The following is a 20,136-nucleotide window of genomic DNA, read 5'->3' as shown; positions in this document are numbered from 1 at the left end:
CTGGCCGGGTTGACGGCAGTAGTTGACGGCAACGGCGGCGGACACCCAGGTGTCCGCCGCCGTTGCCGTACGTATGTCAGGGGTGGTCGAGGGCGCGGCCGAGGGAGTCGATGGCGTCTCGCTGGAGGCGGAGTCGGACGTGGGCGTAGACAGTGGCGGTAACGCCGATGTGGGCGTGGCCGAGCAGTTCCTTGATCACGACGAGTTCGACGCCTTGCTCCAGGAGCAGGGTGGCGGTGGAGTGGCGGAGGTCGTGGAAGCGGATCCGGCGAAGGCCGGCCCTGCGGAGGATCGTGGTGAAGGTGCGGGTGAGGTTGGTCGGGTCGATCGGTCTGCCCTGCACTGTGGTGAACACGTGCGCGTCGTGCTGCCACGTGTTCGCCCGCGGCCTCTCGCTCGCGCTCCTGCTGTTCGTGGTGGAGCTTCAGCGACTGGACGCAGCGGGTGGGGAGGGCGATGCGGCGCTCGGAGGCGCGCGTTTTGGTGGGTAGCGTGGTGAGCCCGCCGGTGCTGGTGCGCTGGAGTGTGCGGCGGATGGCGGCCGTGCCCGCGTCGAGGTCGAGGTCTTCCCAGTGGAGGCCGAGGAGTTCGCCCTTCCGGAGTCCGGTGTGGAGAGCGAGTTCGAACAGTGCGTGCAGCCGGTGTCCGCGCGTAGTCGAGAGGAACTGGCGGGCTTCGTCGGCGGTGAGTGGTTCGAAGCGGCGGGGCCGTGGGGTGCCGGTGCGGACGTTGCGGGCGACGTTGCGCGGGATCTCCTCCTCACGCACGGCGTGCTCCAGGGCGGACTTGAGCACAGAGTGTACGTAGGCCAGGGTCAGCGGTGAGAGTCGCTTGGAGCAGCACTTCCCGGCGGCGCAGCAAGAGGGCTCATCCCGGGCCCTGTCGAGGCCGCGGACGCAGCACTGGCAGGCGGTTCGGAGCTGGTTGAGCCAGGTGCGGACGTCCTTGGCGGTGAGCTTGGCGAGCTTCTTTCGTCCGAGGCCGGGGATGAGATAGAGCCGGGTGACTGCGGTGTAGCGGGTGTGGGTGTTCTCGCGGAGCTGGTGGACGGCGACAGCGTCGAGCCAGTACGTCAGGTACGCGGCCACGCTGCCCTGTGCGGACGGGACAGGGAGGCCGCGGTTGCTGGCGGCGATCTTCTCTGTGAGCTTGGCCAGGGCTTCCTTGCGGGTGGTGCCGTAGACGCGGATGCGCTTGCGGGTGTTGCCGGAGGCGAGGACGTATCCGGCGGCTTCCCAGCGGCCGTCCTTGCGCTGGTAGACGGTTCCGTCGCCGTTGGCCCGGGCGCGGCGGGAGAGGCTGGTGTCGCGGGGTGTGGTCATTAGGCGGCTTCCTGTTCGAGGCGGGTGTGGATGAAGTCGGTGAGGGCGTGGGTGGGGATGCGGCGGGCTCGGCCGAGGGTGAGGGAGGCGAGCTGGCGGGTGCGGAGCAGGTCGTAGACGGCGGATCGGCTGAGCTGGAGGCGGACCATGACCTGGGGCACCGTGAGCAGATCCAGCGCCGGGGCCGCTTCCGCACCATCGAGGGCTGTGAGCGGGGGCGAAGCCATCAGCAGCCCCCTTCGGCCGCGAACTGGCGTTCCAGTTCCCTGCGGTGCCAGACGTGGGCGGCGAGGAGGGCCGCGCCGGGGCTGTAGCCCGAGCCGAGGTAGTCCCAGTGACCGATGACGAGCGTGGTCGTCGGGTCGGACTCGGGCAGGTCGGCGTGGGCGTGGGCCTGTTCGGACCGCCAGGTGCGGCGGGCTTTGCGCAGCGCGCCCAGGGTGGTGGAGTAGCTGCGGGACTTGGTGGAGAAGTGGCCCCGGAAGCCGAGCATGTGCGCCCACTTCCAGAGCTTGAGATCGGTGAATTCCGGCAGGCGGCCCAGGTCCCAGCAGGTGCGGATCATCTGCCGGACGTGGCGGGCGACGGCGAGGCGGGGCAGCGGGCGGGCCTGTCCGGTGCCGTCGCAGGCGGTGCAGGAGAGCGGGGTGCCGTGGGGCAGGAGGGTGGCGCCGCGACCCTGGCAGGGGCGGCAGAACAGGGAGCGGTCGAGGGTGCCGGAGGCGTCGGCGGACTTGGTGGCGTACTTGGCCACGTAGGCGGCAACCGCCTGGTCGGTCAGCTCGGCGTCGGTGCCGAAGGCGGCGATCTCGCGCACGTCGAGCTGCTCGCCCCAGGCGAGTTCGCGTTCCCCGACCGCGTCCGACTCGATCGCGATGCGGACCCGGACGGCTGCGGCCCGGATGGCCTCAGCGAGCACGGCGACAGTGGCGTACGGGGGTGGCGGCTGGGTGCTGCCGTTCGGGCCGTCGAGCCGGATGACGGCGTGGAAGTGGACCAGGCCGCGCTTCTGGTACTCGGCGACCTTCGCGAAGGAGATCCGCAGGACGGCACGGGCGGCTTTCTGGGTCAGGCCGAGCCGGGCGGCGATCTCCCGGCGCAGGTAGATCGTGAAACGGGCCCACAGTGCCGAGGCGTGGGCGTTGAACAGGACCGCGCCCGTGTAGTCGTATGTCGCCGGGTTCAGCGGCGTCCCCAGCAGGGCGTCCGTGGGGTCGTGGAGCTTGTGGCAGAGGCAGGGGCGGATGTCGCCGCCGGGAGTGGTGGGGCGGTTGTGGATGGGGCCGAAGGAGGGGGCGGTGAGGGTGGCGAAGACGCGTGGGTGGGTGCGGACGGCGTCGGGCACCGTCTTGCCGCCGGACAGGCCGGCGCGGATGAGGTGGTAGGTGTCGGCGGCGTAGATGCGGGAGCAGGCCGGGCAGCGGGAGGCGCGGCGGTTGCCGCACGTGGTGAGCAGGTTTCCCGTGGGTTCGGCGGACGTGGTGTAGGAGCGCAGGACCTCACCCGTCGTGGTGTCGAGGGTGGTGGTGTGGCCGGTCAGGCGGACGGGTTCGGTGCAGCCGCCGAGGTGCTCGATCTGCTGCTGTGTGCGGTCGAAGTCGGGCTGGTTGACGAGGTGGAGCAGGTCCCGTACGGCGGGGCTTGCCACGTGGCGCAGGTCCAGGGTGACCATTCGGGGCGTGTCCCTTCTGTCGGGTGGTGGCCCCGAGCAGCAACCAGCCGAACTGGAAGGCGTGTTGGTGCTCGGGGCATGGCGAACCAGGCCCATCGGGTGGGCGTGGGGTGGAGAAAGGGGATGCGGCCGGTGAGGGCCGGGGCTCAGAGCTGAGCGAGGGCGGCGGTGGCCACCGGCAGGGCGACGCCCATGCGCGCGCCCAGGTGGGCGGCGGTGATCGGTGTTCCGTATTCGGCGCGGTGGGTGTCCGCGATGCGCCGGGCCGCGTCCAGCAGGGCGGCCGGAAGGGCGGGGCCGGAAGCGGGTCGGCCCGTCGTGGTGACGGCGACCGGCGGAGCGGCGGCCGGAGCCGGAGCGGGTTCCAGCTCCTCGATCAGGGAGGCGGCGATGTCCGGGGCGGCCATCGGGGGTGCCGATTCGGGTGATGGTGCGACGTCGGGCACCGGATCGGTGGCAAGGGTGGCGGCGGTGGCCTCCAGGTGCGGGTTGGGGCGGGTGTGGGTGTGGAACTTGGCGAGGAAGGCGGGGCCGACGTGGCCCCAGCCGAGGAGCAGGAGTGGGGCGACGGTGTCCAGGCAGGCCCGGCCGTAGCGTCCGGTCAGCAGCGGTTCGGCGGTGTTCAGGGCGAGGGTGAGCAGGCCGCACAGGTGCAGCAGGCGGGTGCCGGCCTTCAGCTCTGCCTTGGTGACGCCGCGCAGGGCGAGGAAGCGCAGGGCGACCAGGAGCCCGACGACGGACAGGTCGACCATGGGGGCGATCAGTGGCGCGATCGGGTGGGGGACGCCGAGGCGCAGGGCGAGTGCCCAGACGTTGCCGAAGGAGAAGACGAAGGCCAGGGTCGCGATGACCGCCATGACTACGGTCACGGTGCGCCGGGTGAACCGTTCCTCCGCCATGTCCTCAACCTCCTTTCTGGTGTGGGCTTTCGGGGCTACTTGGCGAGCGACGGCCGGGGTGCCGTGGTCCGGCCGGTCGAGGCGAGGAGGGCGTCTAGGCACAGGGCGGGGTCGGCGGTCAGGTGAGAGGTGGCTTCGGCGACGCGGGCGGCGTCGGTGTCGGAGACGTAGGGGGTGCGGATGCGGGTGTAGCCGGGGCGGCCCTGCATCGCCATGACCGCGACGCCGACGTAGGCGGGGTCCTGCAAGGTGACCGGGCTGGCATCGGGCCAGTTGCGGATGTCGTCACCGAGTGCGGCCACCGCTGCTTCCACGGTCTTCTGCGCGAAGGACAGCCCGATGGGGCACACGTCGCGGATGAAGGTGGGGATGGCGTCGCCGGTGGTCTTCTGGCTGATCAGGATCACCAGGATGCCTACGCTGCGGCCCTTCTTGACCAGGTCCTCCACCAGCCGGGCGTTCTCCGCCGTCAGCGCGGCCAGCCGTTTCGTGGCCGGGTCGCTTCCCTTGTACTCACGGAAGTACGTGTGCGCCTCATCAATGATCAGGACCGTGAGCGGCCACTGCGGCGAGGGCCCGACGTGCCACATGTTCTTCACGCCCAGCACGTCCCGGATGGTCGCCGAACGCCGCTTGCGCAGCTCCACCAAGCGCTTGAACAGCGCGTTCGCCTCATCGAGATCGTCTCCGCAGAGCGCGAACATCCGCTTGACCAGGTCGGCGTAGTCGCCCTCCGAGGCCCGCGACACCTTCCCGTCCGCACCCGCGATCTGCACGGACGCAGACGGCGCGAAGTCACAGACGAACTTGTTGACCCCCGAGGTCTTGCCCGCACCCGGGACGCCGGCCACCGTCACCCCGGGCACGTTGGCCAGGGACACGCACACCTTCGCGGCGTACTCGTCGATGCCCAGCTCCCAGCGCGTCAGGTCCACGGGCGGGAGGCCGGAGGGCCGGTGCGTGGTCGGCGTGGTCAGCGGGTCGGAGCGCACGCCCCGGATCACCACCCTGCCGGGGCCGTCCGGCAGGACGGACACCCGCGTGCACCGCCAGGCGTCCGCCAGGAACCGCGCCGACTTCTGGTACTCCTCCACCCCGACCTGCGGCAGCGTCCGGGCCCGGACGATCACACCGAACCGGTCCGGCTTCACCTTGATCTTCGGCGTCAGGACTCGGGGCGCGGGGGCGGGGCCGTCCTTCTGCACGGTGATCTGTGCGAGCAGGCCCGGGGTCTTGTCGGTGACCGTCAGCCCGGCCATCCGCGCGAGCCGTACCCAGCCCCAGCGCACCCGCAGGGCCTGCCGCATGCTCACCCGCGTGCCCCGGTCGGCCCGCACGTAGCGACCCACCGTCACCAGAAGCCACACGCCGACCAGGACGGCCACGGCCAGCAGCGCGTCCGGTGCGTATTCCGGCCCGGAATTTTCGAAGCGGATCACTGGGCCGCCTCCACCGTCACCAGCTCCAGGCGGGCGGCCCGGTAGGCGACGCCGTCGGAGAGCTGACCGTTGAAGATCCGCGCCCACGGAGTCGCGAACAGCTCCACGGGCCGCACCATCACACCCGGCTTGAGCCCGGCGGCCAGGCCGGTTTCCGGGACGGTGATCTTCAGGACCTCGGCCCGGCCGTCCTCCATGAGCATCACGGTCACCGTGTACAGCGACGCCCCGGTCTCCCGGTCCGTGGCGACCTCCCCAGTCTGCTGGTCCTTGATCTTCAGCGCCGGGTCGGTGCCCGCGATGCACACCGCCGACGGCAGCAGGGCAACACGGATTCGAGTCATGGTCATGCCATCACACCCTTCGTTCGATGGAGCCGCTTGATCGGCTCGACATGGAGCATAAGGAGATGATCGCTCAACTTGCAAGGTCGATTAGGTTGTGACTTCGATCAGGTTGGGAGGCGGTCAGGTGGGGAACCCGGGGATGTGTCTGTATCGCTACGGCTTGGCGATACCGTGGGGGCATGACCCTGCCCTTGGACGAGGACTCCCGGCCGCCGTACCTCCAGGCCGCCGAGGCCCTGCGGGACGCGATCCTGAACGGTGAGTACCGCTCCGGCGAGCGCCTGCCCTCGGCCAACGTGCTGGGTGATCGGTTCGGGGTGTCCAGCTCCACCGTCCAGAACGCTCTGCGCGTGCTCAAGCAGGAAGGCTTGGTCTACTCCCAGCTCGGCCGGGGCAGCTACGTCAGCGACTCCGTCGGCGGGAGCACCGAAGAGGTCGACGGTGATCATGAGGAAGCCGATGCCGCGGGGCCGGACTGGCCAGTCGACGTCATCTACAACGGTGATCCCCGACCGCCGTACGCCCAGGTCGCCGACATTCTCCGCCGGGAAATCCTGGAAGGCACCTACCCTCCAGGCTCCCAGCTCCCTCCCGCCCGGGAGATCCAAGAGCGATTCAAAGTCGCCAACTCCACGGCGCAGAACGCCTATCGGCGCCTTAAGCAGGACGGGCTGGTGTACGCGGTCAAGGGACGTGGTGTTTTCGTCCGCCAGGAACCGGAGCCGGGCAAGCACCAAGGGACGATCACGAACTACCTGCTGCGCGATGAGATCGCCCGCGAGGCACGTGTGGCCGCCACCGAGTTCGCCGACCTCAGCGACGAGGAGCTGCTGGCGCGGGAAGCAGAGCTCGACCGACGATGGGACGTGGTTCGGGAGGAGCATCAGCGGCTTTACGGCGAGCGCCGGAAGGTCAAGCGGGAGAAGAGCCGACGCGGCCTGTTCCTGCCACCCCTGCATGACGACGACGCCGAGCCGGACATGTCGCCGAGCGAGAAGCTGAACACCGCGCTGGCCGAATCGAAGAAGCGCCGGCAACAGCGGCCCTGACCATCGACCGGGCAACTCGATCAGTGCGTGAGCTGTTCAGAGTTTCTTTACTTGATCAAGGGCGCCCCGCTGACGCGGGCCGCCGCGCGCCGGCGGTCGGCGACCGCCGCCCGCTCCTGTCTGCCGCCCCGCTGGCGACGGCCGCCGACCACTCGGCGCGCAGAGCCCGGGAGCGTAGCCGGACCACCAATCGGAAGCCCCGGTCCGACCCCTCAGCAGCAGGCTGGCCGGGCACCTGAGAGGCCGCCCGGCGGGCTCGCGCCGTCCCGGACGCCCATGCTTGCTGCCTGGCTGGGGGCCGTGACGATGGAGATAACGGGGCTGATGCCGGTGCGGGGTTGAGCGAGACACACGTGGCGGGTGGTCGGTCGGCGAGCCCGTCGTCGTGGCTGACTTTCTGTGGCAGAGGCCAGAACCCCCACAGCCATGGGCACGGCACGTACGTGAGGCCCGTCCCTGCCGGGGCTGACGAGTGCGGGGGAGCCTCGATCGGCTGCGCCCGGCAGGGACGGGAGTCGGGTGGGTCAGCGCAGTGCGGCGCCTGGGCGAGCGAGGCGGGTCACGTCTGGCGCCAGGTCCGCCAGGGGCGGGTGATGATCTCCCGGTAGGTGTGGTGGGACGGATTCTGGCCGCAGTGCCGGAGTACCCAGTCCTGCGGTTCGGCGAAGTCCTCGCTTGTCAGCGAGGTCTCTCCGTCCACGGCGCACTGCATCGCGTAATGGACCGGCTCCGCGTCCGGCTCGCGGTCGGGCTGGAGCGTCCAGGTCTCGTAGCGCAGGACCGAGCGAGGGGTCACCGTCCCCACCTCCGGTTGGCCACGGCCACCTTCGCGCTCAGCTCCTCCGTCGGAGTCGGCGTACGTACGTCCTCGGGCGGCACGTCCCACTCCCGGCCACCGCGCGGTGGCCGAAGCTGCACGTACGTCCCCACATGCCCCATCACCACGCCCACCTTGCCGCTCCGCCGGTCGACCACCAGGGCGCCGGCATCGGGCGAGACGGTGTGCCCGTCGGCATCAGGGGTGGGGGCCGTCATCGTGACCGCCCCGGCGAGGCGGCCCGCGACCGGGCGTCCAGTCGCAGGGCGGGAACACATGGGGTGGCGCTCATTCGCACGGTGACGCTCCTCGGCGGCGTTGATGCGTGCCCTGGGCCTGTTGGTGCCGCAGGGTCGGCACCGATCCTCACGCCGGTCACCAGGACGAAGGAACCTCCACCAAACCCCACTTCGGGACGTCCCGCACCGTGTAGAACGTCCCTGGTGCCGTCCTGGGACGAAGGGGGAGACTCGTGCCGAACGAGAGACTACGAGCCGTCATGGCGGCGGGAGGCTGGACGTACGCCGCACTCGCTCAGCAGGTCGAGGTCGACCCCAAGTCGGTCGAGCGCTGGGTGAACCTCGGGCGTATCCCACGTCGTGCCACCGCCCTCCAGGCGGCCAAGGCCCTGGGAGAAGACGTGCACGCACTCTGGCCGGCGCTCCGCCAGGCCCGCCCCGCCCGCGCCATCAGCCCCGAACTGCTCGCGCTCTACGAACAGCGGGCCGACATCCCCGTCTCGACGTTCACCGACCTGATGGCCCAAGCCCGGGAACGGATCGACATCCTCGTCTACGCGGCGGTCTTCCTCCACGAGGCGTACCCGCGGCTGAACGAACTCCTCACCGAACACGCCGCCGAAGGCTGCACCGTCCGCATCGCGATCGGGGACCCCGACAGCGAAAACGTCCAAGCCCGCGGCCAGGAAGAGCGGTTCGGCCACGGCATCGAATCCCGCTGCCGCCTCGCGCTCATGCACTACAAGCCGCTCGCCGACACCCCCGGCATCGAAGTCCGCACCCACGGCACCACGCTCTACAACTCCCTCTACCGGGCCGACGACCAGCAACTCGTCAACGCACACGTCTGGGGCGTCAACGCCTACGCAGCCCCCGTGTGGCACCTTCGCCGTCACGAGACAGGCGGCATGTTCGACACCTACGCCGACAGCTTCGACGCCGTGTGGGCGACGGCAACCCCCGTACGAGAGGAAGGCTGACCGTGGCCCGCACCGAGTATTACGACGACCCCAACGCGCCCAAGCCGAACAGCATGGTCGTCGCCGCATCCGCCGTCGTCACCGACGACCACGGGCGCATCCTCCTCCAGCGCCGCCGGGACAACGACCTGTGGGCACTGCCGGGCGGCGGCATGGACCTCACCGACTCCCTGCCCGGCACGGCCGTCCGAGAGGTCAAGGAAGAGACCGGCCTCGACGTCGAGATCACCGGCCTGGTCGGCACCTACACCGACCCGAAACACATCATCGCCTACACCGACGGCGAGGTCCGCCGTCAGTTCAACGTCTGCTTCACCGCCCGCATCACCGGCGGCCAACTGACAATCTCCGACGAGTCCACCGAACTCCGGTTTGTGCCATCAGAAGAGATCGAGCGGTTGCCGATGCACCACACCCAACGACTCAGGCTCCAACACTTCCTGGAACAACGCGAGAAGCCGTACCTGGGCTGAACCGTCTGACGGCAGTAGCGACGGCAACAACCCCGCACAACCACGGACACCCACGCACCTCACCGGACCAGCAGACCGCACTTGACCTGCGAAAAGGCAGGTCAAAGGCTTCGCGTAGCACACGTACTATGTGCTGGCAGGGGCCACTCCGGTACTCGTCCACAATTGCGGTGGCGGCGGCTTCAAGAATCCCGTCTCGCCGGATGAGATAACTGAGCTCAACCGCGGATTCGGCGGGATGGTCGCGGAGCGCGGAACTCCCGAGAACGTAATGATCAACGCGAGTCGCTATGGTAGCTTCTGGGAGAAGTCAGCCGTGGTGATTCGAGACATTGCCGGTAGTCACATGTTCGACAATGGAAATAAGCGAACTGCTCATGCTGTTGTATCCCGGCTAATGGATCGCAACGGCATCACCAGCGGGCCAACCTCGGATGAGCTGTGGAGTGTTATATCCAGAGTCGCCACTCCCAAAAAGGCAGGCCACAGCATGGATGTTGGGGAGATTGCCTCGATGTTGCGAGGGTATTGAGGGGAGTAGTGATGGTGGATATTGAGCTACTAATGGATCAGCTGGGGAGGGCTGGCGTCAGCGTCCTCCTCAAGGTTGACCATGAGCGCATGCAAACAGGACACAAGCCCTGGACGATGGTGATGTCAGGTCCAGGACTGGGTGGGCGTGAATTGATCCGCACGGACGCACCCACTCTTCAGAATTGCCTGAAGTACTGCCTTCGAGAGCTGAGCACGTGTCCTGGTGATTGGGGATGGCTGGAGTTGTATTCGTAGGTGCGTTGAGAGGCCCCGCCGGAATGAACTTCCGGCGGGGCCTCTGCCGTGTTTGACGGCAACGGTGACGGCAACGTCAGTGGACGATGGTTGCGGCGGGTGGGTCGTCGGAGTCGTTATCCGTCGGGCTGAAGGCGTTGCCAAGGGCGTCGATGGCTTGGCGTTGGATGCGAAGGTGATGCGGAGCCGGTCGAGGAAGGTACGGACGTCCTTGGCGGTGAGGCGGGCGATCTTCTTGGTGCCGAGTCCGGGGATGAGGTGGAGGCGGACGCAGGCGGCGTAGCGGGTGTGGGTGTTCTCGCGGAGCCGGTGGACGGCGACGTTCTCCAGCCAATAGGTCAGGTAGGCGGCCGCGCTGCCTTGAGCTGACGGGATGGGGAGGCCGCGGTTGCTGGTGGCGATCTTCTCGGTGAGCTTGGCCAGGGCTTCCTTCCGGGTGGTGCCGTAGACGCGGACGCGGCGACGGGTGTTGCCGGGGGCGAGGACGTACCCGGCGGCCTCCCAGCGGCCGTCCTTGCGCTGGTAGACGGTCCCGTCGCCGTTGGCGCGCACGCGGCGGGAGGTGTTGGTGTCTCGGGGCGTGGTCATCAGGCGGCAGCTCCCTGGTCGAGGCGGGTGCGGATGAAGTCGGCCAGCGCATGAGCGGGGATGCGGCGGGCGCGGCCGAGGGTGATCGAGGCGAGTTGGCCGGAGCGGAGCAGGTCGTAGACGGCGGAGCGGCCGAGCTGGAGGCGGGCCATCACCTGGGGGACCGTGAGCAGATCCAGCGCCGGTGCCGCGTCCGCGCAGGAGACGGTGGTCTGAGGCGAGGCCATCATCAGCCCCCTTCGGCCGTGAACTGCCGTTCCAGTTCCCTGCGGTGCCAGACGCGGGCGGCGAGGAGCGCGGCGCCGGGGCTGTAGCCGGTGCCGAGGTAGTCCCACTGGCCGACGACGAGCGTGGTGCCCGGGGCGGGCTCGGGCAGGCCGGCGTGGGCGCGGGCCTGTTCGGTGCGCCAGGCGAGGCGGGCAGCGCGCAGCGCGCCCAGGGTGATCGAGTAGGAGCGGGACTTGGTTGAGAAGTGGCCCCGGAAGCCGAGCATGTGCGCCCACTTCCAGAGCTTGAGGTCGGCGAACTCCGGCAGCTTGCCCAGCTCCCAGCAGGTGCGGATCATCTGCCGCACGTGCCGGGCGACGGCGAGGCGGGGCAGCGGCCGGGCCTGTCCGGTGCCGTCGCACGTGGTGCAGGGGAGCAGGGTTCCGTGGGGCAGGAGGGTGGCGCCGCGTCCCTGGCAGGGGCGGCAGAACAGGGCACGGCCGAGGGTGCCGGAGGCGTCGGTGGACTTGGTGGCGTACTTCGCCACGTACGCGGCGACCGCCTGGTCGGTCAGTTCGGCATCGGTGCCGAAAGCGGCGATCTCGCGCACGTCTAGCTGCTGGCCCCAGCCGAGTTCACGTTCCCCGACCGCGTCGGAGACGACGGAGATGCGGGCGCGTGGCGCGGCGGCGCGGATGGCGTCGGTGAGCACGGCGACGGTGAGCACCGGCAGGCTCTGCTGGCCCGTGCCGAGGCGCTGCGTCTGGCCGGCACCTACCTCACCCAGGTACGGCAGTACGACATCGCGTATGCCGCTGTACGCGGCGCCATCATGGACGCCCGTCAGGCCGGAGACATGCTTGCGTCGGGCTCGGGCGTCGGCTGCATGTGCTGGCTGCTGGTGCGCCAGGGCCGGTTGGACGAGGCGGAACAGGTCGCCACCCGGAGCATGGACGCGGTGGAGCCGAAGATCACCGGGGCCGAGCCGGACCACTACGCGGTATGGGGCGGCCTGGCGATGGAGGCCGCCGCCGCAGCCGCGAGGAACAACCGTCCCGACGAGGCGAAGGAGTACCGTCAGGCAGCCCGGGTCGCGGCAACCGCTGTAGGGACGGCGCATCGCAACGTCTCCCGGCACTGGTCCGTCTTCGGGCCGGTCACCGTCGCTGTCAAGGCACTCGAAGACGACATGGTCGTCGGCGACTCCAGCGCGGTGGTGCGCAAGGCAGGCGAGCAGGAGGAGCTGTCGCCCAAGGCGTGGAAACGCCTGGGCAGGCCCAGCACCAACGACGGGAACCGCTTCACCCTCGATGTGGCGCGTGCCCACACCCGGACCGGCGACTTGTCCGCCGCCATGGACGAGTTGACCCGCGCCAGGGAAGCCGCCCCGCAGTGGCTGCGGCACCAGAACGGGGCCGCCGAGACCATGCAGGAGATCCTGGGCAAGCGCAAGCGCACCCTCACGACAGAGATGCGCGAAATGGCCGACTACCTGGGCGTTGTCGGGTAGCTGCCACGCAGCGTGGCAGTTCGTGACCCAAGAGTCGCGAACTGCCATGGCTACAGCCTGGGGTGACGATCAGTCAGTGCCTACGGTCACTGTGTCCACGATCAGTGACCCAGGCCGGGGGTGCCCAGTGAGCCAGCCCAGGAGCGATGCCGACCGCATGCGTCGCAGAGAGCTGTACGACGCCGCGTCGGGTGCGGGAGGACCCCGCTTACTGCCGTGGACCAGCCCGGAGGGGAAGCCCTGCTACCTGAGCACCGACGGCCGGGGCTACCTCTCCGCCCTCGCCGACAGCATCGAGACGGTACAGCTCAGCATGGGCCAGGAAGTGTTGGAGTACGCCCGCGACGCCACGATGCCCGGCGCGAAAACCCTGTCGGCGACCGAATACCGCTGGCTGGCCTGCCGGTTGACGGAAGCCCTGGCGGACGCGCTCAGGGTCGCGGACTCGCGCGGACAGCGCATTCCGGATCAGGAAGAGGCGACCGAGGATGCCTGACTCTCCGAACGCCGGCGCACCAGTGCGCAATGTCTCTCGGGGGCGCTACCGCTTCCGCGAGTACCACGTGACCACCGTCCCCGACCCCCTGGCGCTGCCAAAGTTCGAGGCGGTCTGCGTCACCGGCGGAGAGCACAACTGCGGCGCCACCTCAGGCACACTGCATACCCCGGACGACCTGACCCGCTGGATCGCCGAACACTGCGCTCAGAGCGGCCACGAGTTCTACGAGCAGACCGTCCGCGCTCTCGTCCGCGCCGAACCCGGCGCGTGGCAGTAGGGTCCCCCCGCGCCGACAGCCGCCAGCGGCAACGCGACCGTGCCGCCCGAGCCCTTGACGGCAGTAGCGACGGCAACAACCACGGATTTCCCCGCACAACCACGGACGCCAGCAGAACCCGAAACACACGCTGACCTGCAAAGAAGCAGGTAGAGCGGGGTCGCGTAGCACACGTACTATGTGCTGGCTGGGACGACGCCGGTCCTGGTGCATAACTGCGGACCTGAGGCTAGAGCGGCAGCGCAATCAGCACCCGCGGACGCCACGATGAGCGCAGCAGCTCGGTTCCGGGGTACCGACATGGTTTCCACCGGTCACTCTGGTCATTCGTCCCGCCCAGCCTATTTCGAGCCCGAGATTGATTCCGCTCTTGCGGATGGTGGGCAGATCGCTGGCCGTGGAGCCGACAACTGTGCCGAGATCCGGGCCTGCAATGCTCTGATCGCCGAACATGGAGCCGATTTCGAGGATCAAGCCGGACGCTCGCTACGGTTGAGTGACATCGAATTCCTGACCGTTCGCAGTGCTACGGGTGCCCCAGAAGCGGCGTGCCTATCCTGTCAGAGTGTTCTTGTTCGGCGCGGAGCGACAGACCTATCGAGGTGAGAAGGATGCGCGAGTCGGAGCTGGAGGAGTTCCTCAGCCCGTTTGGCTGGGAGGCAGCTGGGGCGCGCCGTGAGACGGATGCCGTCGTGGCAGGTCTAGAGCGTGTTGGCTTCGTCTGTCATGAGGCGGCAAGGAGTTTCATGGGTGAATGCCTCAGCCTAAAGATCGACCATCCTCCAGCCCTCGTTATCGCAGGAGAGAGGATCTCAAGTTGGACGCATTTCGATCCGTCCGCCGTATGTACCAGCCGTGATGCGGACGTGGCTCGCCGATGCGCAGAGGTGGCTGGCACCGTTCTGTTCCCGATTGGAGTGGACAGCTTCCATCTGACCGTGTACTCGGGAAGCGATGGAAGGTTCTATGCAGGGTTCGATTCGTCGGTCTATCAATATGGGGAAGATCGCAATGCGATGTTCTCGATGATGAAGGATGGGATCCGACCAATCCCATTGGGCGAGTGGATGCTTCACTGATTGCCGCAACCTTGCTGAAATTTGGTTCATGTGAAATTCGACGCCTCTCGGCTGAGGACTCAGAACCCTGAAAAGGCGCGCAGAGCCCTCATCGACAGCAATGTCGATGAGGGCTCTGCGATGTTTGACGGCAACGGTGACGGCAACGTCAGCGGACGACGGCTGTGGTGGCTGGGTCACCAGGTCGTCGTCGGTCGCATCGAGTGCGTCGCCGAGGGGGGCGATGGCTTGGCGTTGGAGGCGGAGACGGACGTGGGCGTAGACGCCGGCGGTGACCCCAATGTGGGCGTGACCCAACAGCTCCTTGATCACGACGAGGTCGACGCCTTGCTCCAGAAGCAGCGTCGCAGTCGAGTGCCGGAGGTCGTGAAAGCGGATGAGCCGGAGCCCGGCCCGGTTGAGGAAGCTGCGGAAGTGCCGCGTGAGGTTGGCGGGGTCGAGAGGCCGACCAGCCGGTGTGGTGAAGACGAGGCCACTGTCCTGCCAGGCCGACCCTGCGGCCTCGCGCTCCTTGGCCTGTCGCTCCTCGTGCTCTTTGAGAGAGCGAACACATTCGGTCGGGAGGGCGATACGGCGTTCGGACGCCCTGGTCTTGGTGGGTAGATGTGTAAGACCGTCGGTGCGGGTGCGCTGGAGGGAGCGTTGGACGCTGGCGGTCCCTGTGCGGAGGTCGAGGTCTTCCCGGCGCAGGCCGAGGAGTTCGCCCTTGCGGAGTCCGGTGTGCAGAGCGAGCTCGAACAGCGGCTGCAACCGGTGGCCGCTCGTCGTGGCCAGGAACGTGCGGGCTTCGTCGGCGGTGAGGGGTTCGAAGCGGCGGGGTCGGGGTGTGCTGGTGCGGGCGTTGCGGGCGACGTTGCGCGGGATCTCGGCGTCCTGGAGACAGGTCGGACGGCCGTCCTAAAGGTCGGGGCGATCGCCTGGCGCGGACCCGCACGGGGCGACCCGGTTGTTCGGCCGGGCCCGCGCGTCTGCGTTCATGAGAGTGGGGCCCACCGGAGAAGTCCGGTGGGCCCCACTCTGGGTTGCCGCTGCGGTCAGATGCCGCGCTGCGTCTGGTAGTAGCCGCCGACCTGCTCGTGGTAGCCGGCGTCGCCGACGTGCTTGTCCTTGTCGAACTCCGGGGAGTTCTTGATCTGGTCCTTGGTGAGGGCCACGTGGATCTTGTGCTCGTCCAGGTCCACCGACTTCACGGTGCCGGCCGGGAGCAGGACGTGCTTGCCGAAGATCCATACGCCGGTGTCGACGACGAGGTAGGAGGAGTCGACGTCGTCCGAGTGCTTGTCGACCTTGCCGATGCTTCCGTCGGTAGCCTCGACCTTGAATCCGGTCAGGTCGGTGCCCGCGGTGTAGCCGGTGGTCGGCTGGTAGCCCCAGATGTTGTCACTCATAAAGTACGGCTCCCTCATCGAATTTCGTTGCCGTCCACAGTCGTACGGTGGAGGCTTTTCAGGTGTCATCGAATTCGGTGACGTTCCTTCAATACGCCGAGTTCCCCGGGTTCTTGACCTCACACATGCGAGTTCTTGACCTCGTGCGCGCGGGCCGCGAAAAAGAGACGATGACCGGGGACGGCGTGTTGGAGGGCCATGGTTCCTGGCGTCACGACCGCCCCCGGCCACCGCCCTCCCGGTACCCCGAAACGGAACAATCACCCACATCGCCCGGCAGCTTCCGTGAGCGGACATGGGTGGGGCCCGGCGCCGAAGCGCCGGGCCCCACCCATGTCGGCAGTGCTGTTCAGCCCGTCTACCAGCGGTACCAGCGGCCACGCTTGCCGCCGCTTGCCGTCGGGCGGATCACGAAGCCCAGGACCCACACGATCAGCACGATCACGGCGATCCACCACAGGGCCTTGAGTGCGAAACCGGCACCGAAGAGGATCAGGGCGAGCAGAAGAACAAGAAGAATAGGAACCATAGTTATCAACCTCCGGACCATCGTGTGCCCCGGGCGTCGATCTCCATGCCTGCCGGTCTTATTTATCTTTTAAGGCGGGTGGCGGGTGGCGGGTGGCGGGTGGCGGGCGGCAGGTGGTGGATGGGGATAGCGTGCGGGGCTTCGGGGGCGCCAACTCGTGCGTTTCCGTTTCGGGTGGGCCCGCGGTATCCGCCCTTCCCGGTGGGCCCGCGGTATCCGCCCCACGCGGCCCGGCCCGGCGCGTGCATCACCCTCGTAACAAAGTGATCGGCTTCCTTGTGCGGGCCGCGTCCACCCCCGTGCAGTGGGCTGATGCACTTTTCGACAGCGGGCGGTTCGTTCTTCCGTCACCTGCGCGTGTGGCACGCCGTAGTGGCCTGCCTCGTCGTCGTGGCGGTGGTGGCGTTCCTCGTCCTTCTCCCGTCCGACGGTGTGCCCTCGGTGCCCAACAGCCCCTGCCGTCCCGTCGATTCGGCGCGCGGGGACCGACCCCCGACCCCCGATCTCGACGGGGACGGCTTCGCCGACCTGGTGTACGAGATCGCCGACACGGAGAACTTCGACGTGATCGTCGTGCCCGGCTCCGCGCACGGTCCGGACCACGACCGCGCGACCGTCCTCAGCCGCGACGACCTCGGTGTGCCGGACGACGTCCAGACGGGCGACGACCCGTGGCAGCCCACGGTCGCCGACCTGGACGGGGACGGTCACGCCGATCTCGTGGTCAGCGGCGCGGCCCAGATCCTGTGGGGAGGCTCCAAGGGCCCGCGGGCCGGCGGGGGGCACGGGCGCGTCCCCCTGCCGGGCAGCGGATACAGCACCGCCCCGATCGCCGGCGACTTCGACGGGGACGGCCACACCGACCTCGCGGCCTTCAGGTTCTCGAACGAGGACCAGGAACTGGTCGTCCTCGAAGGGCCGTTCAAGCGCTCCGGCGCCCCCGCCCGGACCGTGGAGATCCCCAGCCCGGTCCACGAGGGCGCGTCACCCGTGCTGGTCGCGGGCGACGCGAACGGCGACCGGGCCACCGATCTCGCGCTCTACGGCTCTCCCTGGGACCCGCCTCTGCTGTTCACCGGCGGTGCCCGAACCGCCGGCGGACTGAGCGAGAAGCCCGAGCGGCTGCCGGAGGGTGAGAACGTCGTCTTCGGTGACTTCGACGGCGACGGACGCCAGGACGTGGCCGTCGGACGGAGCTTCGTCGACAGCGACGACGAGGTCGGCACCCCCCACCGCCGCGGCCACGTCGGCGTCCGCTACGGCAAGGAGCCGGGGAAGTGGGTCACCGTGGAGGGCGGCGACTTCAAGGAGGGCTTCGGCACCCGGCTCGCCGCCGGGGACTTCAACGGCGACGGCTGCGACGACTTGGCCGTACAGCTCACCAAGAAGAAGGAGACCGGGGACGCGCGGTTCGAGGTGCTGCGGGGTGGCTCCGAGCACGGGGTCGGGTCGAAGCCGTGGCGCTCGGTCAGGCGCTCCGCGCCGGGTGACGACGGTCCCGTCGACGGCACGCTCTTCGCCGTCCAGGACTGGGACGGCGACGGCCGCGCGGAACTGGCCCTCTTCGGCGGGGACAGATGGTGGATCACCGACGGCACCGCCCGCGACGAGGCGTCCTTCCCGGCCGCCCCCGGCGAGGACCACGGCGCGTAAGCACACGCCCGTTGTCGTCGGTGACGGCGGGATCTTCGTGAAGCGGGCCGCCCCGCGCCACGTCTTTCGTGCCACGGGAGCGGGCGGAGCCGCCGAGGGCGGAGGTGGTGGTTGACGTCGTACGGCTGGGCCCTGTCCGTAACGCCCCCGGTCTACCGGACGTCTACGGCCAGCCCAGCCACCAGATGAACAGGCCGCTCAGCAGGACCAGGAGGAAGAGGGCGGCGTTGGTGCGGCGGTAGGCGACCAGGAGGGCGACGAACTCGCGGATCATGGCGCTCGGCCAGAAGTACGAGGCTGTCGGGGCGCCGATGACATGGCCCCGGACGCCGGTGCGGCGGGCGGTCACCGCGGCGCGGAACACGTGGTAGTTGTTCGTGACGATCACGCACCGGTAGTCCGGATTGGCCTTCTCCATCAGGGCCTTGCTGAACGTCAGGTTCTCGTCCGTGGTCGTCGAGCGGTCCTCGCGTTCGATCAGGTCGGCGGGAAAACCCTGGGCGATCAGATAGTCGGCCATCGCGTGGGACTCCGGCAGCTTCTCGTCGGGTCCCTGGCCGCCGGAGGTGATCAGTACCGGGCGCCGGCCCTTCCGTGACAGGCGGGCGTGCTCCCTGCGGGCCCGGTCGAGGCGGCCGGCCAGCAGCGGGGGCACGGTGGTTCCTCCGACCAGGCCCGAGCCGAGGACCACCACGTAGTCCGCCTGGCGCCGCAGGCGCAGACGCCCGTACAGCGCGCCGTAGCAGAGGAAACACAGGAACAGGAAGGCGACGTAGCCGGTGAGCGCGACGGCCGTCGCCGCCGCCACCACGAGCGTGTGCGTGTGCAGCACCAGCGCGGTGACCAGCAGGGCGAGCAGGCCGACCAGCGCGAGACCCGCTCCCAGGGACAGCAGGTTCGCCGGGCTCCTGCCCTCCTTGCGCACCATGGTGATCCCGTTGGCGATGAGGAACCACGCCAGGGTGACGATGCCGAGCGCCGCGAGGGTCAGCAGCGCGACGGCCAGGTCATGGCCCAACCGTGCCTTCTCGGAGGCCAGTTGCAGGAACAGCGCCACCGCCGCGAAGACGACGGACAGGCCCAGGAGGACCGCGTTGCTCACTCGGCGGCGGTCTCGCACCACACCTATGCAGAACAGGAAAAAGCAGACGAACGACGGTGCAAGGGCCAGCATGCGCACATGCTACGGGGCCGGCGTGGCGCGGGCCGACCGGCCACCCTGCCCTCGCCCTCGCCCCGCGCTGTCCCCGCCCCCCCGCCGCCGCCCCCGCCCCGCGCGCCTTACCGGAACCGGCCCACCCCGTGCCGCACGGCCCGCCCCGCCCGCGCACCGCACCCCCTCAGAACACCCGGATCGGGATCTCCGCCGGCTCGCTCAGCAGGCCCTTGATCTCGTCGTCCAGGCGGACCAGGGTGATCGACGCGCCCGCCATGTCGAGCGAGGTGCAGTACTCGCCCACGTAGCTGCGCCACACGTCGATGCCGCGTTCGGCGAGCTGCTTGTGGGCCAGGCCGTAGACCAGGTACAGCTCGCCGATGGGGGTGCCGCCGAGGCCGTTCGCCATCAGGGCCACCGAGTCGCCGGAGGTGAAGGGGAGGTCGTCCACGACGGCGTCGACCAGTTCGCCGACCATCGCCTTCGCCGGCTGGAGCTTCTCCCGCTCGCGGCCCGGCTCGCCGTGGATGCCCACGCCCATCTCGACCGCGTCGTCGGGGAGTTCGAAGAGCGGCGAGCCCTTCGCGGGCGGGGTGCACGCGGTGAGGGCCATGCCCATCGTGCGGGTGACGGAGTTGACCTTCTCGCCGATCGCGTAGATCTCGTCGAGATCCGCGCCCCGCTCGGCGGCGGCCCCGACCGCCTTCATCACGAAGAAGTTGCCGGCCACCCCGCGCCGGCCGACGGTGTACGTCGAGTCCTGCACGGCCACGTCGTCATCGATGAACAGGGTCCGTACGGTCACGCCGTCGGCCTGCGACAGCTCCTCGGCCATCTCGAAGGCCATCCGGTCCCCGGTGTAGTTGTTGACCAGCAGCAGGACGCCCTTGGGGGAGGCGACCCGCTTGACCGTCTCGTAGACGAAGTCGGCGGGCGGCGCCGCGAACACGTCGCCGGGACAGGCCGCGTCGAGCATGCCCTTGCCCACGGTCATCACATGCGCCGGCTCGTGACCGGAGCCGGAGCCCTGCACGATGGAGACCTTGTCCTCGCGCGGGGCGTCGGCGCGCATGATCAGGTTGTACTCGGGGACGTAGGTGAGCGTGTCGGGGTTGGCGAGCGCCAGTCCCTCCAGCATCTCGGCGACGTAGTCCTTCGGGTCGTTGACGAACTTCTTCATGGCGTGCTCCTCGTGATCTCGTCGCCCGGGTGCCGGGGGCGGTA

Annotated in this window: 22 protein-coding genes and 4 pseudogenes; 10 read left to right on the top strand and 16 right to left on the bottom strand. The window is 69.0% G+C overall.

What is annotated here, in order from left to right; genetic code table 11:
* Positions 1-76: 76 nt before the first annotated feature.
* From AB0912_RS04295 to AB0912_RS04270, 6 genes and pseudogenes are all read right to left on the bottom strand, one after another.
* Positions 77-1,322 (bottom strand): annotated as a pseudogene (locus AB0912_RS04295) (tyrosine-type recombinase/integrase).
* The gene (locus AB0912_RS04290; RefSeq protein WP_366696406.1) at positions 1,322-1,549 is read right to left on the bottom strand and encodes a helix-turn-helix domain-containing protein; all 228 of its coding nucleotides are present in this window, start codon (positions 1,547-1,549) and stop codon (positions 1,322-1,324) included. Before AB0912_RS04290 ends, AB0912_RS04295 begins: the two are co-directional and overlap by 1 nt.
* Positions 1,549-2,994, bottom strand: coding sequence for a replication initiator (locus AB0912_RS04285; RefSeq protein ID WP_366696405.1), 1,446 nt, complete (start codon positions 2,992-2,994; stop codon positions 1,549-1,551). Before AB0912_RS04285 ends, AB0912_RS04290 begins: the two co-directional genes overlap by 1 nt.
* A 146-nt stretch (positions 2,995-3,140) precedes the next feature.
* Entirely contained in the window at positions 3,141-3,893 is a 753-nt protein-coding gene (locus AB0912_RS04280; RefSeq protein ID WP_366696404.1) for a DUF2637 domain-containing protein, read from the bottom strand.
* A gap of 35 nt (positions 3,894-3,928) precedes the next feature.
* Entirely contained in the window at positions 3,929-5,332 is a 1,404-nt protein-coding gene (locus AB0912_RS04275; protein ID WP_366696403.1) for a cell division protein FtsK, read from the bottom strand.
* Positions 5,329-5,682: a hypothetical protein gene (locus tag AB0912_RS04270; protein WP_366696402.1), complete on the bottom strand. Its 354-nt coding sequence runs from the start codon at positions 5,680-5,682 to the stop codon at positions 5,329-5,331. Before AB0912_RS04270 ends, AB0912_RS04275 begins: the two co-directional genes overlap by 4 nt.
* 176 nt (positions 5,683-5,858) lie before the next feature.
* On the opposite strand from AB0912_RS04270, the gene AB0912_RS04265 reads away from it, so the two are divergent.
* Positions 5,859-6,728 carry a GntR family transcriptional regulator gene (locus tag AB0912_RS04265; protein ID WP_366696401.1) on the top strand — a complete coding sequence of 290 codons (870 nt, stop codon included), beginning with the start codon at positions 5,859-5,861 and terminating at the stop codon, positions 6,726-6,728.
* A 559-nt stretch (positions 6,729-7,287) separates the two neighbouring features.
* Here the strand turns inward: AB0912_RS04265 and AB0912_RS04260 are convergent.
* Together AB0912_RS04260 and AB0912_RS04255 are read right to left on the bottom strand one after the other, a co-directional pair.
* Entirely contained in the window at positions 7,288-7,533 is a 246-nt protein-coding gene (locus AB0912_RS04260) for a hypothetical protein (protein WP_365595182.1), read from the bottom strand.
* Positions 7,521-7,763, bottom strand: a complete 243-nt coding sequence (locus tag AB0912_RS04255) for a hypothetical protein (protein WP_172450863.1) — start codon at positions 7,761-7,763, stop codon at positions 7,521-7,523. Before AB0912_RS04255 ends, AB0912_RS04260 begins: the two co-directional genes overlap by 13 nt.
* 281 nt (positions 7,764-8,044) lie before the next feature.
* Between AB0912_RS04255 and AB0912_RS04250 the strand changes: the two genes are divergently transcribed.
* From AB0912_RS04250 to AB0912_RS04240, 3 genes are all read left to right on the top strand, one after another.
* A complete protein-coding gene (locus AB0912_RS04250; RefSeq protein ID WP_366696545.1) occupies positions 8,045-8,764 on the top strand; it encodes an XRE family transcriptional regulator in 720 nt (239 codons plus the stop codon).
* A gap of 2 nt (positions 8,765-8,766) precedes the next feature.
* Positions 8,767-9,237 (top strand): NUDIX domain-containing protein, encoded by a 471-nt coding sequence (locus AB0912_RS04245; protein WP_366696400.1) that lies wholly within the window; start codon positions 8,767-8,769, stop codon positions 9,235-9,237.
* A 130-nt stretch (positions 9,238-9,367) separates the two neighbouring features.
* Positions 9,368-9,769, top strand: coding sequence for a type II toxin-antitoxin system death-on-curing family toxin (locus tag AB0912_RS04240; RefSeq protein WP_366696399.1), 402 nt, complete (start codon positions 9,368-9,370; stop codon positions 9,767-9,769).
* Positions 9,770-10,200: 431 nt separating this feature from the next.
* On the opposite strand, the pseudogene AB0912_RS04235 reads toward AB0912_RS04240, so the two are convergent.
* The 3 genes and pseudogenes from AB0912_RS04235 to AB0912_RS04225 form a co-directional block, all read right to left on the bottom strand.
* Positions 10,201-10,614: pseudogene (locus tag AB0912_RS04235) on the bottom strand (site-specific integrase); the annotation flags it as partial.
* Complete coding sequence (locus tag AB0912_RS04230) at positions 10,614-10,841, bottom strand: helix-turn-helix domain-containing protein (protein WP_366696398.1); 228 nt, start codon at positions 10,839-10,841, stop codon at positions 10,614-10,616. The pseudogene AB0912_RS04235 and the gene AB0912_RS04230, both read right to left, overlap by 1 nt.
* A 2-nt stretch (positions 10,842-10,843) precedes the next feature.
* A pseudogene (locus AB0912_RS04225) lies at positions 10,844-11,542 on the bottom strand (replication initiator); the annotation flags it as partial.
* A 111-nt stretch (positions 11,543-11,653) separates the two neighbouring features.
* Between AB0912_RS04225 and AB0912_RS04220 the strand changes: the two are divergent.
* The 5 genes from AB0912_RS04220 to AB0912_RS04200 all read left to right on the top strand — a co-directional run bounded on the left by AB0912_RS04220 (position 11,654) and on the right by AB0912_RS04200 (position 14,186).
* The gene (locus tag AB0912_RS04220; protein WP_366696397.1) at positions 11,654-12,331 is read left to right on the top strand and encodes a hypothetical protein; all 678 of its coding nucleotides are present in this window, start codon (positions 11,654-11,656) and stop codon (positions 12,329-12,331) included.
* Positions 12,332-12,488: 157 nt separating this feature from the next.
* Positions 12,489-12,827 carry a hypothetical protein gene (locus tag AB0912_RS04215; protein ID WP_366696396.1) on the top strand — a complete coding sequence of 113 codons (339 nt, stop codon included), beginning with the start codon at positions 12,489-12,491 and terminating at the stop codon, positions 12,825-12,827.
* Positions 12,820-13,107 (top strand): hypothetical protein, encoded by a 288-nt coding sequence (locus tag AB0912_RS04210; RefSeq protein ID WP_366696395.1) that lies wholly within the window; start codon positions 12,820-12,822, stop codon positions 13,105-13,107. The genes AB0912_RS04215 and AB0912_RS04210 overlap by 8 nt, the downstream gene beginning before the upstream one ends.
* A 267-nt stretch (positions 13,108-13,374) precedes the next feature.
* Entirely contained in the window at positions 13,375-13,713 is a 339-nt protein-coding gene (locus AB0912_RS04205) for a YwqJ-related putative deaminase (protein WP_366696394.1), read from the top strand.
* Positions 13,714-13,718: 5 nt separating this feature from the next.
* Complete coding sequence (locus tag AB0912_RS04200; protein WP_366696393.1) at positions 13,719-14,186, top strand: SUKH-3 domain-containing protein; 468 nt, start codon at positions 13,719-13,721, stop codon at positions 14,184-14,186.
* A gap of 198 nt (positions 14,187-14,384) precedes the next feature.
* On the opposite strand, the pseudogene AB0912_RS04195 reads toward AB0912_RS04200, so the two are convergent.
* The 3 genes and pseudogenes from AB0912_RS04195 to AB0912_RS04185 all read right to left on the bottom strand — a co-directional run.
* Positions 14,385-15,065 (bottom strand): annotated as a pseudogene (locus AB0912_RS04195) (site-specific integrase); the annotation flags it as partial.
* A gap of 155 nt (positions 15,066-15,220) precedes the next feature.
* Positions 15,221-15,574 (bottom strand): PRC-barrel domain-containing protein, encoded by a 354-nt coding sequence (locus AB0912_RS04190; RefSeq protein ID WP_366696392.1) that lies wholly within the window; start codon positions 15,572-15,574, stop codon positions 15,221-15,223.
* Positions 15,575-15,932: 358 nt separating this feature from the next.
* Complete coding sequence (locus AB0912_RS04185) at positions 15,933-16,103, bottom strand: hydrophobic protein (protein ID WP_067385923.1); 171 nt, start codon at positions 16,101-16,103, stop codon at positions 15,933-15,935.
* Between the two features lie 312 nt (positions 16,104-16,415).
* Here AB0912_RS04185 and AB0912_RS04180 point away from each other — a divergent pair, with 312 nt between their 5' ends.
* Positions 16,416-17,756, top strand: coding sequence for a VCBS repeat-containing protein (locus tag AB0912_RS04180; protein WP_366696391.1), 1,341 nt, complete (start codon positions 16,416-16,418; stop codon positions 17,754-17,756).
* A gap of 163 nt (positions 17,757-17,919) precedes the next feature.
* Here AB0912_RS04180 and AB0912_RS04175 read toward each other — a convergent pair whose 3' ends face one another.
* Positions 17,920-18,930: a YdcF family protein gene (locus tag AB0912_RS04175; protein ID WP_366696390.1), complete on the bottom strand. Its 1,011-nt coding sequence runs from the start codon at positions 18,928-18,930 to the stop codon at positions 17,920-17,922.
* A 166-nt stretch (positions 18,931-19,096) separates the two neighbouring features.
* The gene (gene dhaK, locus AB0912_RS04170; RefSeq protein ID WP_366696389.1) at positions 19,097-20,092 is read right to left on the bottom strand and encodes a dihydroxyacetone kinase subunit DhaK; all 996 of its coding nucleotides are present in this window, start codon (positions 20,090-20,092) and stop codon (positions 19,097-19,099) included.
* Between the last annotated feature and the right edge of the window lie 44 nt (positions 20,093-20,136).

It is taken from the genome of Streptomyces sp. NPDC007084, assembly GCF_040703595.1.
GTDB lineage: Bacteria > Actinomycetota > Actinomycetes > Streptomycetales > Streptomycetaceae > Streptomyces.
The sequence above is the reverse complement of the archived record's forward strand: the minus strand, read 5'-3'. Positions and strand labels throughout refer to the sequence as shown.

Coding starts and splice junctions, on each gene's coding strand:
- AB0912_RS04290 (WP_366696406.1), bottom strand. CDS start 1,549: ATGGCTTCGCCCCCGCTCACAGCCCTCGATGGTGCGGAAGCGGCCCCG.
- AB0912_RS04285 (WP_366696405.1), bottom strand. CDS start 2,994: ATGGTCACCCTGGACCTGCGCCACGTGGCAAGCCCCGCCGTACGGGAC.
- AB0912_RS04280 (WP_366696404.1), bottom strand. CDS start 3,893: ATGGCGGAGGAACGGTTCACCCGGCGCACCGTGACCGTAGTCATGGCG.
- AB0912_RS04270 (WP_366696402.1), bottom strand. CDS start 5,682: ATGACCATGACTCGAATCCGTGTTGCCCTGCTGCCGTCGGCGGTGTGC.
- AB0912_RS04265 (WP_366696401.1), top strand. CDS start 5,859: ATGACCCTGCCCTTGGACGAGGACTCCCGGCCGCCGTACCTCCAGGCC.
- AB0912_RS04255 (WP_172450863.1), bottom strand. CDS start 7,763: ATGACGGCCCCCACCCCTGATGCCGACGGGCACACCGTCTCGCCCGAT.
- AB0912_RS04250 (WP_366696545.1), top strand. CDS start 8,045: ATGGCGGCGGGAGGCTGGACGTACGCCGCACTCGCTCAGCAGGTCGAG.
- AB0912_RS04230 (WP_366696398.1), bottom strand. CDS start 10,841: ATGGCCTCGCCTCAGACCACCGTCTCCTGCGCGGACGCGGCACCGGCG.
- AB0912_RS04220 (WP_366696397.1), top strand. CDS start 11,654: ATGGACGCCCGTCAGGCCGGAGACATGCTTGCGTCGGGCTCGGGCGTC.
- AB0912_RS04215 (WP_366696396.1), top strand. CDS start 12,489: ATGCGTCGCAGAGAGCTGTACGACGCCGCGTCGGGTGCGGGAGGACCC.
- AB0912_RS04210 (WP_366696395.1), top strand. CDS start 12,820: ATGCCTGACTCTCCGAACGCCGGCGCACCAGTGCGCAATGTCTCTCGG.
- AB0912_RS04205 (WP_366696394.1), top strand. CDS start 13,375: ATGAGCGCAGCAGCTCGGTTCCGGGGTACCGACATGGTTTCCACCGGT.
- AB0912_RS04200 (WP_366696393.1), top strand. CDS start 13,719: ATGCGCGAGTCGGAGCTGGAGGAGTTCCTCAGCCCGTTTGGCTGGGAG.
- AB0912_RS04190 (WP_366696392.1), bottom strand. CDS start 15,574: ATGAGTGACAACATCTGGGGCTACCAGCCGACCACCGGCTACACCGCG.
- AB0912_RS04185 (WP_067385923.1), bottom strand. CDS start 16,103: ATGGTTCCTATTCTTCTTGTTCTTCTGCTCGCCCTGATCCTCTTCGGT.
- AB0912_RS04180 (WP_366696391.1), top strand. CDS start 16,416: ATGCACTTTTCGACAGCGGGCGGTTCGTTCTTCCGTCACCTGCGCGTG.
- AB0912_RS04175 (WP_366696390.1), bottom strand. CDS start 18,930: ATGCTGGCCCTTGCACCGTCGTTCGTCTGCTTTTTCCTGTTCTGCATA.
- dhaK (WP_366696389.1), bottom strand. CDS start 20,092: ATGAAGAAGTTCGTCAACGACCCGAAGGACTACGTCGCCGAGATGCTG.